The organism is Cytobacillus depressus, from assembly GCF_008923245.1.
Lineage (GTDB): Bacteria > Bacillota > Bacilli > Bacillales > Cytobacillaceae > Cytobacillus > Cytobacillus depressus.
In genome coordinates this window covers 21,348-35,758 of the sequence record NZ_WBOS01000001.1, presented here as the reverse complement: position 1 = coordinate 35,758, position 14,411 = coordinate 21,348, and the positions used below count along the sequence as shown (strand labels likewise).

12 protein-coding genes are annotated in these 14,411 nt (G+C 38.0%); 5 read left to right on the top strand and 7 right to left on the bottom strand.

Annotated elements, in window-relative coordinates:
* Positions 1-85 precede the first annotated feature (85 nt).
* Positions 86-478, bottom strand: coding sequence for a hypothetical protein (locus tag F7731_RS00135; RefSeq protein ID WP_151532750.1), 393 nt, complete (start codon positions 476-478; stop codon positions 86-88).
* Entirely contained in the window at positions 475-1,017 is a 543-nt protein-coding gene (locus F7731_RS00130; RefSeq protein ID WP_151532749.1) for a hypothetical protein, read from the bottom strand. The genes F7731_RS00135 and F7731_RS00130 overlap by 4 nt, the downstream gene beginning before the upstream one ends.
* A 378-nt stretch (positions 1,018-1,395) precedes the next feature.
* On the opposite strand from F7731_RS00130, the gene F7731_RS00125 reads away from it, so the two are divergent.
* From F7731_RS00125 to F7731_RS00105, 5 genes are all read left to right on the top strand, one after another.
* Entirely contained in the window at positions 1,396-2,784 is a 1,389-nt protein-coding gene (locus tag F7731_RS00125) for an NAD(P)-dependent oxidoreductase (protein WP_151532748.1), read from the top strand.
* 26 nt (positions 2,785-2,810) lie between these two features.
* A complete protein-coding gene (gene preA / locus F7731_RS00120; protein ID WP_151532747.1) occupies positions 2,811-4,079 on the top strand; it encodes an NAD-dependent dihydropyrimidine dehydrogenase subunit PreA in 1,269 nt (422 codons plus the stop codon).
* 18 nt (positions 4,080-4,097) lie between these two features.
* Positions 4,098-5,510 (top strand): dihydropyrimidinase, encoded by a 1,413-nt coding sequence (gene hydA, locus F7731_RS00115; protein WP_151532746.1) that lies wholly within the window; start codon positions 4,098-4,100, stop codon positions 5,508-5,510.
* A gap of 150 nt (positions 5,511-5,660) precedes the next feature.
* Positions 5,661-7,133 carry an NCS1 family transporter gene (locus tag F7731_RS00110; RefSeq protein WP_151532745.1) on the top strand — a complete coding sequence of 491 codons (1,473 nt, stop codon included), beginning with the start codon at positions 5,661-5,663 and terminating at the stop codon, positions 7,131-7,133.
* A gap of 33 nt (positions 7,134-7,166) precedes the next feature.
* Positions 7,167-7,400: a hypothetical protein gene (locus tag F7731_RS00105; RefSeq protein ID WP_151532744.1), complete on the top strand. Its 234-nt coding sequence runs from the start codon at positions 7,167-7,169 to the stop codon at positions 7,398-7,400.
* A gap of 94 nt (positions 7,401-7,494) precedes the next feature.
* Here the strand turns inward: F7731_RS00105 and F7731_RS00100 are convergent, their stop codons facing one another.
* The 5 genes from F7731_RS00100 to F7731_RS00080 all read right to left on the bottom strand — a co-directional run bounded on the left by F7731_RS00100 (position 7,495) and on the right by F7731_RS00080 (position 14,238).
* Positions 7,495-8,040 (bottom strand): hypothetical protein, encoded by a 546-nt coding sequence (locus F7731_RS00100; RefSeq protein WP_151532743.1) that lies wholly within the window; start codon positions 8,038-8,040, stop codon positions 7,495-7,497.
* 402 nt (positions 8,041-8,442) lie between these two features.
* Entirely contained in the window at positions 8,443-9,642 is a 1,200-nt protein-coding gene (locus F7731_RS00095; protein WP_151532742.1) for a copper amine oxidase N-terminal domain-containing protein, read from the bottom strand.
* A 564-nt stretch (positions 9,643-10,206) separates the two neighbouring features.
* On the bottom strand, positions 10,207-11,529 hold the full coding sequence (locus F7731_RS00090; RefSeq protein ID WP_151532741.1) for a (Fe-S)-binding protein: 1,323 nt from the start codon (positions 11,527-11,529) through the stop codon (positions 10,207-10,209).
* Positions 11,526-12,938, bottom strand: a complete 1,413-nt coding sequence (gene glcD / locus F7731_RS00085) for a glycolate oxidase subunit GlcD (protein WP_151532740.1) — start codon at positions 12,936-12,938, stop codon at positions 11,526-11,528. The genes F7731_RS00090 and glcD overlap by 4 nt, the downstream gene beginning before the upstream one ends.
* A 169-nt stretch (positions 12,939-13,107) precedes the next feature.
* On the bottom strand, positions 13,108-14,238 hold the full coding sequence (locus F7731_RS00080) for a CdaR family transcriptional regulator (protein WP_151532739.1): 1,131 nt from the start codon (positions 14,236-14,238) through the stop codon (positions 13,108-13,110).
* Positions 14,239-14,411 lie beyond the last annotated feature (173 nt).

Genomic DNA, 14,411 nt, shown 5'->3' with positions numbered 1-14,411 from the left:
GAATTTATTTACTAATTCAACAAAATATTTATTTTTCCTCTTTATTCTTTTTAGTTTACAAAAAAATATTTCGGAAGGCAGGTAGCTACTTCTTATTTTCTTTATTATATTGATCAAGGCCCTTTTTAAATAACTCAAGAATGATATCATGCTGGGTTTTACTCTTTACATGGTTCCTAATTTCGTTTATTTCAGCAACTAGTTCTCCTTCAAGATGAAGGTTGATTGTTTTGCCTTTATCTTTTGGTTTGATCTCATACCCAATCCCGGTTTCTTTCGCATGACCCTCTAACAGGATGATACTTGAGAACCAGTCTTTATTAGATATGAAGATACTTTCGCCTTCAAAAAGTATTTCCGAAAAATCTTCTTTAAAAGAAATTTGGAGAATATGATTAGTTTCCCGATTTGCCTGTTTAATTTGTCTGGCGATTTCTTGATTTTTAGTAGTATTTTTTAGGCTGATTTTTGCCTTCATATGTTATCCACGTCCCCAGTTACTTTACTTAAATAACTTTCTTCTATATCTTTAATTATTGCAAAAGTCTCCTCAATTTGGATGGTATATTGAAAATGTCCTTTTTGTAAACAAGAGTCTACAACGATTCCAATAACGGAATTATTATTTTGATCCATTATCATTACACGGTCTAAGACTTCGAATTGAGGAAATAAATACCCTTTTTCATAAAGAAAATTAAATGCATTCATTTTCGGATACAAAAATCTTTTTTTTCCCTGTTTTAAATGTAAGGCCCAAAATTTTTCCTTTTCATCTATCACTTCACCTAAAAATCCCTCGTCCGCCCATCTTTTGATTGTAGATAAATTAACATTCTTCCCTATATTCTTGTATATCAATTCAATAATTTCCTTTGAGGAAATATATTTTTTTCGTTCTTTTTCTTGTTCATTTAATGCTTCTAATTGTTCATATAATTTCTTTAAATAAAGCTGTTGGACTTTAATTGCTTCTTCTGTATTTTTTATTGTGGATTCTAGCTCTTTCCTCTTCAAAACTTTCACTTCTTCCAATTTTTTTAATCGTCAACCAAAAAAGAATTGAAATTATAATTCTGCCGCTATTTGGTGATAGGGGATCTAGCTGAGTTCATCAAAAATGGCGACATCAAACATGTAAATACCTAATTTTAAACAAGAATACCAAAGAATCCGGAATTTATGAACTATTAAAACTTGCTTAGTCCTCTATTAAATTATTAATAAAAATGCAATCATTTTTAATAATTCATTAAATCATTTACTGAAAAATATTTATTAATGCAATTAATTGTATTGACAGCGTAATATTGATATCATAGTATTAATTTTAGGAATATTTAGAAATATTAGTTTTATAAAATACCGCACGCAAATTGGTGAGGAGGTATCATTATGCATTTAAACAGGATAAAGAATAAAAAGATTTCACTTGATGATTTAGGAGTGAATTTTAGTGAGATTGAACCGGCATTAACTTCAAAGGAAGCAATGGAAGAATCCAACCGCTGCCTCTATTGTTATGACGCACCTTGTATTACAGCTTGTCCTACGGGAATTAATATTCCGTCCTTCATTAAAAAAATTGCTTCTGGAAACTTAAAAGGTTCAGCTAAGGTCATTATGGAAGCTAATCCTGTTGGAGCGAGCTGTGCTCGTGTTTGCCCAACAGAAGAATTATGTGAGGGTGCTTGTGTACTAAACGATGTTTCTTTGCCAATAATGATCGGAAATCTACAGCGCCATGCTACGAACTGGGCTATCCAAAATAATGCGCAATTGTTCCAAGCAGGTGAGGCAAACGGGAAAAAAGTAGCAATTATCGGAGGTGGTCCTGCTGGGTTGTCTGCTGCTCGTGAGCTTGCACGACTTGGGTATCAAGCGACAATTTTTGAAGCGAAAGAAAAAGCGGGTGGTTTAAATACATTTGGTATCGTTTCTTTCCGTTTACCTCAGGAAATATCGCTGTGGGAAGTAGAGCAAGTTGAGAAGTTAGGAGTAGAGATCCGTACTAATACAAAAATAGGAATAGACATTCAGGTTGAAGAGATTATTAAAAATTACGATGCAGTTGTTTTGGCAATAGGTATGTCTAAGGTGCCAATGCTTGGCATTCAAGGCGAAGATGCCGATGGTGTTTATGATGCAATAGATTTTGTCGAATACACAAAAACGCCACCTTTTGACCAACAATTTATTGGCAAGAGAATGGCAATTATTGGAGCTGGAAATACAGCGATTGATGCTGCTACATGTTCTGTGCGCTTAGGAGCAGGCGATGTTAAAATGATCTACCGCCGTACAGAAGCTGAAATGACAGCTTACGAATTTGAATACGAATTTGCAAAACAAGATGGTGTTGAATTCAGATGGCTGACACAGCCAACAAGGATAATAAAGGACGACAGCGGTAAAGTGAAAGCTTTGGAGTGTGTACGAATGGAACTTGGATCACCAGATAATTCTGGCCGTCGCCGTCCGACCCCAGTTCCGGGTTCTGAATTTAGTTTGGAAGTAGATGTAGTTATAAAGGCAATTGGACAAACACGCTATGTCGATCTTATTGAAGATTTCGGATTAGAACATAACAAAGGAATTGTAAAGATTAATATGGATACTCATCAGACATCGAATCCAAAAGTATACGCGGCAGGTGATGTCATTTTTGGTGATGGCCAGGGAGAAGCAATGGTTGTTACTGCTGCACAGCAAGGGAAACTAACCGCTCATTCCATTCATAAACAATTTACCCGTGATAAAGCTACAGTAGAAAGTTTTAATTAAACTTAATTAAGACAGGGGGAATTCCAATGGCAGACTTACGTATAAACTTTGCCGGTATTAAAGCACCGAATCCTTTTTGGCTTGCTTCTGCGCCACCAACAAATTCAGGCTATCAAGTACAGAGAGCATTTGAAGCCGGCTGGGGAGGTGCGGTGTGGAAAACACTCGGAGACCCAATATTAAATGTATCATCTCGTTTTGCGGGAACTCATTTTAATGGGCAGCGTGTTGTCGGATTCAATAATATTGAATTAATTACGGATCGGCCTCTTGAAGTAAACTTGAAAGAAATATATGAAACAAAAAAGAGATTCCCTAATCATGCAGTTATTGCTTCCCTAATGGTAGAACCAAAGCAGGAAAAATGGCATGAAATTGTAAAAAAAGTTCAAGACGTAGGTGTAGACGGATTTGAATTAAACTTTGGCTGTCCACATGGGATGGCAGAACGCGGTATGGGTTCGGCATCGGGGCAGGTGCCAGAATTGGTTGAAAAACAAACATATTGGGCGAAGGAAGCTGCCGAAGTCCCAGTTATTGTAAAATTAACACCAAATATTACTGATATTACTTCAACAGCGTATGCAGCCGTACAGGGCGGGGCTGATGCCATTAGTATGATTAATACTATTAACAGTTTGGCAGGAGTGGATATTGATACCTGGCTGACAATCCCGAATGTCGCAGGAAAAGGGGCTCATGGCGGATATTGCGGTCCTGCAGTTAAGCCAATTGCCTTAAACATGGTTGCAGAATGTGCTCGTAAGCCTGAGATAAATGTGCCAATTTCAGGAATGGGCGGGGTTTCAAATTGGAAGGATGCTGTGGAATTTATGCTGATGGGGGCGGGCAGCATCCAAGTATGTACAGCAGCAATGCATCATGGATTTAGGATTGTTGAAGACATGATTGATGGATTAAACAACTATTTGGACAGTAAAGGAATTGCTTCAGTGGAAGGTCTTGTCGGTAAATCAGTTGAGAAATATTCTGACTGGGGCAATCTCGACTTGAATTATAAAGTTGTCGCCCGCATCAATAATGAAGTGTGTATTAACTGTAACAAGTGCCATATCGCTTGTGAGGACACATCACACCAATGTATAGATATGCTGACATCGGAAAACGGCAAGGCATATTTAGAAGTCCGAGAAGAAGACTGTGTTGGCTGTAACTTATGTTCGATCGTCTGTCCCGTAGATGGCGCAATTAGCATGGTTGAGATCCCGAATGGGGAGCCAATGACTTGGAATCAGCGTCAGGAAGCTATTAAACTTCCAATTTGTAACTCGTAAAATAAGGAGGATTAGCCGATGAAAAAACTGATTAAGAATGGAACAGTAGTAACGGCAACTGATAAATATGAAGCTGATGTTCTCATTGAAAACGGGAAAATAACTGCGATCGGTAAAAATTTGAGTGAAAATGTTGAGGAAGTAATTGATGCCAAGGGTAACTATTTATTTCCAGGCGGAGTTGATCCTCATACCCATTTGGAAATGCCATTTGGCGGGACGGTTACATCTGATGATTTCGAAACGGGAACAATCGCAGCTGCTTTTGGGGGAACAACAACAATTATTGATTTTTGCTTAACAAATAAAGGGGAACCGCTAAAAAATTCGATTCAAACATGGCATGAAAAATCCAAAAACAAGGCTGTCATCGATTACGGTTTTCATCTTATGATCGGTGAGGTGAACGAGAATGTGTTAAATGAAATTCCTCAAATCATTGAGGAAGAGGGCATTACTTCATTCAAAGTTTTTATGGCTTATAAAAATGTATTCCAAGCTGACGATGAAACCTTATTCCGTACACTTTTGACTGCGAAAGAACATGGTGCACTGGTTATGGTTCATGCTGAAAATGGAGATGTTATTGACTATTTGGTTAATAAGGCATTAAAAGATGGCAATACAGATCCTATTTATCATGCATTAACAAGACCACCGGAAGTGGAAGGTGAAGCTACTGGTAGAGCTGCGCAATTAGCTGGCCTTGCTGATTCTCAATTATACGTTGTTCATGTATCTTGTGCTAATGCTGTAGAGAAAATTGCAGAAGCCCGGCAAAAAGGCTATAAAGTATGGGGAGAAACTTGTCCGCAGTATCTCGTTTTAGACCAATCTTATTTAGAAAAGCCGAATTTTGAAGGTGCCAAATATGTATGGTCTCCTCCTCTTCGTGAAAAGTGGAACCAGGAAGTATTATGGAATGCTTTAAAGAGCGGTCAACTACAGACGCTTGGATCTGACCAATGTTCATTTAACTTTAAAGGCCAAAAAGAATTAGGAAGAGAAGACTTTTCAAAAATTCCTAATGGTGGTCCGATTATAGAAGACCGTTTCAGCCTTTTCTTCTCGGAAGGCGTGAAGAAAGGTCGGATTACTATTAACCAATTTGTTGATATTGTATCTACTAGAACTGCAAAGCTGTTTGGCTTATTTCCTAAAAAAGGAACGATTGCCGTTGGAAGCGATGCAGATATCGTTATCTTTGATCCTAATAAAGAAAGAGTACTTTCTGCTGAGACCCATCATATGAATGTTGACTATAGTGCATTCGAAGGCATGAAGATTACTGGTGAACCCATTTCGGTTTTATCACGCGGCGAATTTGTGATTCGCGAAAGTCAGTTTGTCGGAAAGCCGGGAACTGGTCATTATTTAAAGAGAAAACGATTCGGCAGCGAAACAAAAGCATCTGAAGAAGTTTATCAATAGAATAGTAGATTTCAAAAAAAATAATAGCAGGCTCCAATTTATACTAATAACACTATTCACCATCCGAGGAAGGAACCATTCCTTCCTTTTATATTCCATCACAGACTATTTTACTAAAAGCAAGTTAAATTTTTTACAAGGAGAAATAGGATGAAAAAACATGATGATTATTTGAAATCGCCTGATCTGCTTCCTATTCCGCATAATGAAAGAAAAATTGGTACACTTGGCTTTTCAATGATCTGGGTGGGGATGGCTGTTGTATTAGCAGCATTTGCCATTGGTGGTGTTGGTGTTCAGTCAATGCCGCTGCCGTGGGTATTATTGGCTTCATTTGTCGGGTGTCTGGTTATTGGTTTTTTAATTACTTTAATAGCGGATATCGGGATTGAGCATGGGGTATCTTTCCCTATCTATCTGCGAGCTCCCTTTGGAATATTGGGGACGCATCTCCCATCATTACTCCGTGGAGTGACAGCATCGATTTGGTTTGGAATTAATTCATATTTTGGTGCCGCTGCTATTAATGGAATTTTAAATATATGGACTGGTTTTGATAACTGGTTTATTTGTTTTTTGATTTTTGTAGCGGCACAAGTCATAAATACGTCAATTGGGATTAAAGCCGTAGAGAAATTTGCCGACTTAGCTGCTCCAACAATTATCTTAATTTCTATATGGATGTACTATACATTGTCAGATCAGGCGATTGCTGCAAATAAAAATGTGTGGACATGGATCGAGAATCCTATATCAGGTGTAGCTTTATTTACGGCCTTTTTAACTGTGGTATTTGGGAATATGGGTTATTGGTCGACATTGTGTGCGGATATCTCCTCGCTTTCCCGATTTATTAAAGCCCCAAAGCATGAACGGAACTGGTTTAAGAGGAACAAAGGAGCCTTAGTTGGGAGTATGATCGCACTGCCCTTAACTCAAACATTTGTCGTCGCGATTGGGGGCGTTGCTTATATAGCTGTTGGTAATTATGATCCGATTGCCGCTCTTCAGGAATCTGCTGGAGGACTGATACTAGGGGTTTTACTGCTGATGATTGTTCTTGCCCAGTGGTCTACAAACACAGCAGCGAACATAATTCCCGCCGCTACGGTTTTTTCCAATATTGGTGGTCCGAGAGTGCCTTTTTATGTTGGTGTTATTATAACCGGAATAATTGGAACGGTGTCGCAGCCATGGACCCTATTTGATACATTAATGCCATTTCTTTTAATCACTGGCGGTGTGTTGGCAGCCGTTGTTGGTATTCTTTTTTCAGATTACTATTTAATCCGCAAACGTCGTGTGAATGTAGGGCAGTTATATGAAAGTGATGGCCAATTTCGTTATCACTACGGGGTGAACTGGGCAGGCTTGATTTCTTGGGCTATTGGCGGTGTAACCGCACTAATCTTTACTAACCTCTCATTTGTAGTGGGCTTTGTCCTCTCTGCCGCTAGCTACTTCATATTAGCAAAATATTGGTGGTTTAGAATCTATAAACAGGCTGAATTGGAAGAACCAAGTGATGAGAAGTATTTAGGTATTACAGTTGGCCGCGATTGGATTATTGAAAGCGTTACCAATGAGAGTGGTCATCCTGAAACAGATAAAATCTCTATTTAATAAGATAAATTAATTATTGAGGAGGAAAAAGATATGTCATCTTACAAAGAGTTTTTAAAAGAAAAGGGAAAAATTGATGAGTTAATTGAGACTGGATACAAGATAACTAGTGTTCATGAGAATTTAAGCGGTGCTTTCGTTGAATTCGAACGGACAACAAAAGATTCAAGCGTTGCCAATCAAAAAGTAAAGCTTCATATTTTGACAGCGGACGCTCGAAAATATTTTTCGAATATTATTATTGCTGACCAAATAAAATTGGTTTAATAAATTAATTAAAAAAGTTGAACGAATGTCTATCGAAAAAATTAATAGACCTTCCTTTGATTGTTATCAGAGGAAGGCTTATTACTCAGTTTATTTAAAAATAAAACGGTAATTTCTTTGAACCTTTAATATTGAATATTAACTCCATATCAATATCCTTAATTTGGTTTTCTTGATCGTATAAAACATAATAAATAATTTCTTCGTCAACATGATAAATAATCCCATCGTATAAATGGTATAAAAGATATTCCTTTATATCGTTTCCAATTTGTTCATATAGTTCTTTAGGGTTATTAAGTTCCTCTTTATTTGGAAAATCCTTTCCTTTATATTTCCAGCGTAAAGCCTCCTTTCTTAGACGGGGTTCAGTAAATTGGTAATTTAAAATAAAGGGGTTTTTAAAGCAAATTTTTTGACTAAGTACGGCTGCCAACTCCTTGTCCTCCACCTCAGCGTGGCAAAACGCATATTGTGCAGCTAATTCCTTGTCATTAATAAGATATACCCCATCTCCGAAAGAAGATCTCGCAGCTATACCATTTTGAAAGGCTCTTAATTCATTGCGTTCATATTTTTGTCTGTCTACAACCATTTTCGCTTCTGAAAAACTAACTCCTCGATAAGCGCATCTTGTCATGTACAGATCCCCTTTTTGAAAATTATATATATTTAGATTATTTCGTCTGTATTAATATATATTTTAGATAAACATACGAAACTCCTCTTTTGTTTTTCCGTTTTATAAAAGATATGAGGGATTTTCAATAATAAACCTATGATGATATTTCAATAAAATGGGGAATTTCACATGATACTTTAAATCTCTTTATGGATTTTCCCCTTCGCAAGTTTTGTCATAGCTATCTTTTCGTTTAACCAAAAAAATAATCCACCCTTGACTTGACGCCATAGGTGGATTATTCCTCCAAATAGCCGACTCCTTTGCGGGAACCGTCTAATGCTGGACTGGCCATGTTAGAGCATGCTGGTCCTTTTTAATTATTTTACATTAACTCTATTTTGCGAAATTGTTGCGAAACTATTTTGTCTCACGATGAAAAGTTAATTTCTTAAACTCATCTTTGCTGTCAATTGGACTAATGTAATAGAAATACAACTCGTTCTCATCACTAGACGCTCCGGAGAATCTCAGTTCATCTCCGCGATAGGGGACATCATTGGTTTTTGCATATTCTAAATCCTTGCCAGATAATAATTTTTCGTGTAGTTCCACGACAGAATTATTTTTAAAGTCAATCAGTGTCAAGAATCCAGTAATATTCGGGCGAACGATCAAATATTCGTTGGAAGCTCCTAATACTGCGAAGCTTTCATCTTTTCCTGTCAATGCGGGGAGATTATATTCTTTCACTTTTTCACCGCTTTTATTGTATATAGATACCATTTTTCCATCTGACAGTAGACTGTGAGCGTCATATGAATTTGTTTTTGGATCTAAGACATAATAGTAAGCCCTGTTAGGTTCATAGCGCTTGAAATAGCTTGCTTTCTTCTGGTCTATGATTTTACTGCCGTGGATTAGAAAATTATATGCATCATATCCGACACGAGGTTCCCCAAAATTGTCCAAGATCGTAATAATGAAATTATTTCTATCTATAGTATTAAACTCAAATGATAGGCTACCTTTAAAATCACTATTAATCTTTCCTGCAAGAGTCGGTACTTGTTCAAATGGATAAGCGAAGTAAAACTCTCCAGTCTTTCGGTTCAGCCAAGTGGTCGTATTGACACCGGTCGCTTTAACAAAATCATCACCTTTTTGTGTAATGTTCACTGTTTTGGAAATATTTTTCCAATCGACAGATGCCCCAGTAGACTCCGAAAGAAAACGCAAAGGAATAAAAATGCGGCCATTCACATTTTTAAGCGGTGCCGTCAAATTCACCGTTTTTCCATTAATTTTTGCATTCATCGAACCGTATGTAAGCTGAGTAGTCAGTTTAGGGTATGTCATTGTTACTGTTTTATTGGAAGAATTCCAGAAAACAACGGTGCCAAGTAGCTCCCCAATATCCCGTAATGGCAAATAAACAGTGCCGTTGTTTATAAAAGGGGTAGATTCCGGCTGAAATGTGTCTCCATTTATATTGATTGTAATGGAATTTGTTTTGGCGGGCATTGCTGCCTCTGTGCCGGAAATAGGGCCGGCTAAGGTAATGCCTAGGGCAATAGCAGCACCGGAAATTAGGTGAGTCAAGCGTGATTTAAGTAACATGTATGTAGCCTCCTGTTTTTTATAAATTGAACAACAAACCTTTTGGAAATGATTGGTTAAATCTAATGGTATCACATTATTAAAATCTATTTAACCTTCAAATTACGATTTTATTAGCATTTATTAGATAGAAGAAAGGGGGGAGGGGAGCATAATCATTTTAAAAATTGTCCTTTTTAATACGGGAATATAAAAAGGCGAGGACCTTGAAAATCATAGCCATCTTTCAAGATCCTCGGATATTAAAAATTCTACTTTTATCCCGCAGTAACTGCAGTAAACCGCCCACTCCAAAACAGTAGAAGATTCGAAGAAGTTTAAGTGGAAGATCTAACTACTCGTAAAAGTCCGATTGGTTCAACTAACAATCAGTGGGGGATAAGAACCCCCACACTGATTGAAGTTTCACTTTAAAGAATATGATATTTTGTCTGTACGAATAGGGCGGGGAGCGCAAAAAATGGAAATAAAAGCTTTAGTAATAAAAATATTTATATGGCTAAATAGTGTGACTAAAGACATTCTCGAAAAATCATCATATTCCGAAGGTCCCGTGTTTCCCTATTACTCTCCCACCGCTTCTAACAACAAATCCGCAATATGAACAGCCCTCATCTGATCAGATAATCCCTCACGTTCTATTCCTAGTTTCATTTGTAATAGGCAGCCTGGATTGGCGGTAACGATTGTTTTCGCTTCGGTTTCTTTTACAGTATCCATTTTCGAATCCAAAATTTTCATCGACATCTCCGATTCAACGATGTTATATATACCACCCGAGCCGCAGCAACTATCAGCATTTTTCATCTCGCAATAAGTTGTACCTTGAATGGCTTGAAGGAGCATTCGCGGCTCTGAAGCTGTTTTCATGACATTTCGAAGGTGACATGAATCTTGGTACGTAATCACCTGCTTTGAGAGGAAGAGCTCCTTTTTATGAAAATCGAGTTCTACTAAAATCGCAGAAATGTCCTTAAGCTTCATTGAAAATGCTTTTGCGCGTTCTGCCCAATGAGGGTCATCTTTCAGAAGATGATCATAATCAATGAGGAAAGCCCCACAGCCACCTGCGTTCGTAATAATGTAATCTACTTCAGCTTCTTCAAAAGCAACAATATTTCTTTTTGCTAATGCTTTTGCGTCTTCTTTTTCACCACTATGCCCATGTAACGCCCCACAGCATGCTTGTGATTTTGGAATCACAATCTCACAACCTGCTATTTGCAGGAGCTGCATTGTTGAGTCATTCGTTTTCATAAACATCGTATCCATTAGACAGCCTGAGAAAAACGCGACCTTTTTTTGTCTTGCCCCAATTGGTTCTAAATGTTCTGGACGATTTAACATTTCTTTCCGGGCAGGGACTTGTGGCAGAACTTTTTCCATTGTTGCTAAACTATCTGGAAAAAGCTTCATTAGCCCACTTTTATGAACAATGTTTTGCATCCCTGATCGTTGGTATATGCCTAAAAGGCTAGTAAGTGTACGCATCCGATTTTGGTAGGGAAACAAGCCTTTGAAAACCGTTTTCCGAATAACTCTTGCTGATAATGAATGCTTTTTATTTTGATTAATAATATCTCGTGCTTCTTCAAGGAGATGGCCATAATTCACACCAGAAGGGCAAACGGGTTCACAAGCTCGGCATCCTAAGCACATATTAAGAGAACGTTCTACATCTTCATCGGGTTCAATATGGCCATCAACGACAGCCTTCATTAAGGCGATCCGTCCGCGGGGAGAATGGGACTCTTGAAACCCTGATTCAATATAAGTTGGACATGTTGGCAAACAAAATCCGCAGCGCATGCAATTTAAGAGTTCATCTTCATCCATACGCGATTGGAATTCCTTTTGAATTTGTTGCTTTTCCTTTAATGTTGTCATTTTGTAACCACCACACGTTTACGGGAATCCTTGGCAAATATTTTTCCTGGATTCATGATGTTGTTTGGATCAAGACTTGTTTTTATTGCTTTCATCGCAGCAACTCCAGCGTGACCAAGCTTCATTTCTAAGTATGGTGCTTTCATGACGCCAACTCCATGTTCACCTGTTATCGTGCCGCCTAATTCAATCGCTTTAGCAAAAATTTCTTCAAACGCTTTTTCAACACGTTCAATTTCTTCATGATCACGCGAATCAGTTAAACAAGTTGGGTGCAAATTCCCATCACCCGCATGTCCAAACGTACAAATACGAAGCTTGTACTTTTCAGCAATTTCATTGATTGCTTTGACCATTCTGGCAATTTCAGAACGGGGAACAGTTGCATCTTCGAGAATGGTTGTTGGTTTTAGACGGGCTAAGGCGGATAATGCCGCACGTCGTGCTGTTCGCAGTGCTTCGGCTTCTTCTTCTGATTTTGCTGCTTCCACAGAAACGGCGTTTTCCGATTTGCATATTTTGATGATGCTATCGATATCTTTCGTCACTACGTCTAATGGACCATCTTGTTCGATGAGCAGAATTGCTTTCGCATCGGTTGGAAGGCCAATTTGCGCAAAAGCTTCAACGGCTTCAAGTGTCGGCTGATCAAGAAACTCTAATGTAGTCGGGATGATTTTATTTGCGATGATTTTCGAAACGGTCCTTGCAGCTGCTTCAAGATCTTGATAGAGTGCGAGAATTGTTTTTTTCGTCTCGGGCATTGGAATTAGCTTCAAAGTCGCTTCTGTTATGATTCCAAGCGTTCCCTCCGATCCGACGAATAATCGTGTCAAATCATAACCAGCAACGTCCTTCGCAAGCTTTCCTCCAGTACGGATTATATCGCCATTAGGTAACACGATTTCTAATGCAATGACGTAATCTCTTGTTACCCCGTATTTTAATCCACGCAGACCGCCTGCATTTTCATTAATATTGCCACCAATTGTTGAGATTTTCATTGAACCCGGATCCGGCGGGTAAAATAAACCTTTTGCTTCAGCGGCATTTGTTATTTCGAGCGTAATGACCCCAGGCTGTACGGTGATAGTAAGGTTTTCTTCATCGATTTCAAGAATTCGATTTAAATGCTTGAAAAGAAGAACAATTCCACCTTCCGTTGGGCATGTTCCTGCACATAGATTTGTACCTGAGCCGCGCGGGACAATCGGTATTTTATACTCGTTGCACAATTTAACAATCTTTGAAATTTCTTCACTATTTTTTGGGGCGATGACTGCATCTGGCATTGATTGGAATTGGGGTGTTGCATCATAAGAATAAACGAGCCGCCCAGCCTTCGAATCATCAAAATTCCCAGGACCGACGATGTGAATTAATTTTTGCCGAACTTCTTGATTGATCATTTTTTAGCCTCCTAAAATAGCGCTTACATTTCCCATTTCATTATGTATGTTTTCAATATAATATTTTTAATGAACATCGAATGTCATCATAAAGGAATGGTCTATTTATAATTCATTAATTCCTTAAAATAAGCATAAAAAAAAGCGGAGGATTCCGCTATGGTGAAAGCTACAAAGATGAAGCGTTTAATTCTTTGTTTTTTGGATGTTCACCCAGTAGAAGCAAGGCGATATGAAGTGTCGACAGATCCTCGAAGGAGCGTGGATCCAAATTTGTTATTTCCTCGATTTTTTTCAGCCGATAGTGGAGGGTGTTTATATGAATATGCAGTGTATTTGCCGAATTTTTTATAGATTGGTTCTCCTCGATAAAAACACGAAGCGTTTGTAATAACTCACCGTCAGATATAAGAGGTGCAATGGTTCTGCTAACGAACTCTGTTCTTGTTTCTTCATTAATTTCTTGTAAAAGCATCTCGATTTTTAAATCATCATCAAAAATAATTTTTTTCTCCCGTTTGGCCACTAATAAAGCGCGTTCCGCTTGGTTAAATGACTTTCGCAGTTGCTTGGCACAGACTCTTTTTCCTACTCCTAGAGAAATTTGGACAGAAAAATCAGCTTCTAACTGAGCTTTTAATTGCTGAAGATTATAAAGGATGGTATCTTTTGTGTGACCTGTCAATAAGAGCATAAATCGGTCATTACCCCACCGTATATAAAAATTCTTATTATCCTTATGATTTCTTTGCTGTAATTGATTCCATATTTCTCTTTCAGCAATGTTTGCTGAATTTTTAATGCTTCCTAGTACAACTTGGCGATCAACGGAAAGGTCAATTCCGATGATTGCTGCACGATCGTAAAATACAGGTGACCAATCCTTCGCCTGTAACCAATCAAAGACAAATGCTTCAAGTGCCCTCGAATTCCACTCGATTTGTTCCGCATAATAGCTTTCTTGTATGAGGAGTTCCGTGATTTTTTTTAGTATTTCTCCATAATGTGCAACCTTTGATGGTTCCCCGGTTATTCCAATCACGCCAATCACCTTTTGCTGGAAAAACACAGGTAAATTGATTCCTGCTTTTACTCCTCTTAATGATTTTTCCATATCCTTTGTAATAATAATATTTCTGCGTTCATGGCTTGATAAAAGAGCGCCTTCATGAAAGCTTCCTATCCGGTCATTGTCAGTACTTGAAATGATGGTTCCTGAAATATCAACAATAATAACATCTTCATCAATCAGTCTTCGAACCTCTTGGATTATTTTTTTTGCAAGTGAAGGTAAAAGCATAGTTTGGACCCCCGTATGTACAATTATGTTTATTTTAGCATTTTTAGGATTGTATAGGGGGAGGGAAACAAGCTTGTTTGAGTCTCAGCCATCCCGTCAGAAAATTCCTATATATTTGGCAAGGACATACTAGGAGACCTAAGTGCATAGAGAATTTCATTATGCCCATTTTT

Bases quoted from the DNA above. Each gene is read 5' to 3' on its own strand.
- F7731_RS00125 (WP_151532748.1), top strand. From the start codon at position 1,396: ATGCATTTAAACAGGATAAAGAATAAAAAGATTTCACTTGATGATTTA.
- F7731_RS00105 (WP_151532744.1), top strand. From the start codon at position 7,167: ATGTCATCTTACAAAGAGTTTTTAAAAGAAAAGGGAAAAATTGATGAG.
- F7731_RS00135 (WP_151532750.1), bottom strand. From the start codon at position 478: ATGAAGGCAAAAATCAGCCTAAAAAATACTACTAAAAATCAAGAAATC.
- glcD (WP_151532740.1), bottom strand. From the start codon at position 12,938: ATGATCAATCAAGAAGTTCGGCAAAAATTAATTCACATCGTCGGTCCT.
- preA (WP_151532747.1), top strand. From the start codon at position 2,811: ATGGCAGACTTACGTATAAACTTTGCCGGTATTAAAGCACCGAATCCT.
- F7731_RS00080 (WP_151532739.1), bottom strand. From the start codon at position 14,238: ATGCTTTTACCTTCACTTGCAAAAAAAATAATCCAAGAGGTTCGAAGA.
- F7731_RS00100 (WP_151532743.1), bottom strand. From the start codon at position 8,040: ATGACAAGATGCGCTTATCGAGGAGTTAGTTTTTCAGAAGCGAAAATG.
- hydA (WP_151532746.1), top strand. From the start codon at position 4,098: ATGAAAAAACTGATTAAGAATGGAACAGTAGTAACGGCAACTGATAAA.
- F7731_RS00110 (WP_151532745.1), top strand. From the start codon at position 5,661: ATGAAAAAACATGATGATTATTTGAAATCGCCTGATCTGCTTCCTATT.
- F7731_RS00095 (WP_151532742.1), bottom strand. From the start codon at position 9,642: ATGTTACTTAAATCACGCTTGACTCACCTAATTTCCGGTGCTGCTATT.
- F7731_RS00090 (WP_151532741.1), bottom strand. From the start codon at position 11,529: ATGACAACATTAAAGGAAAAGCAACAAATTCAAAAGGAATTCCAATCG.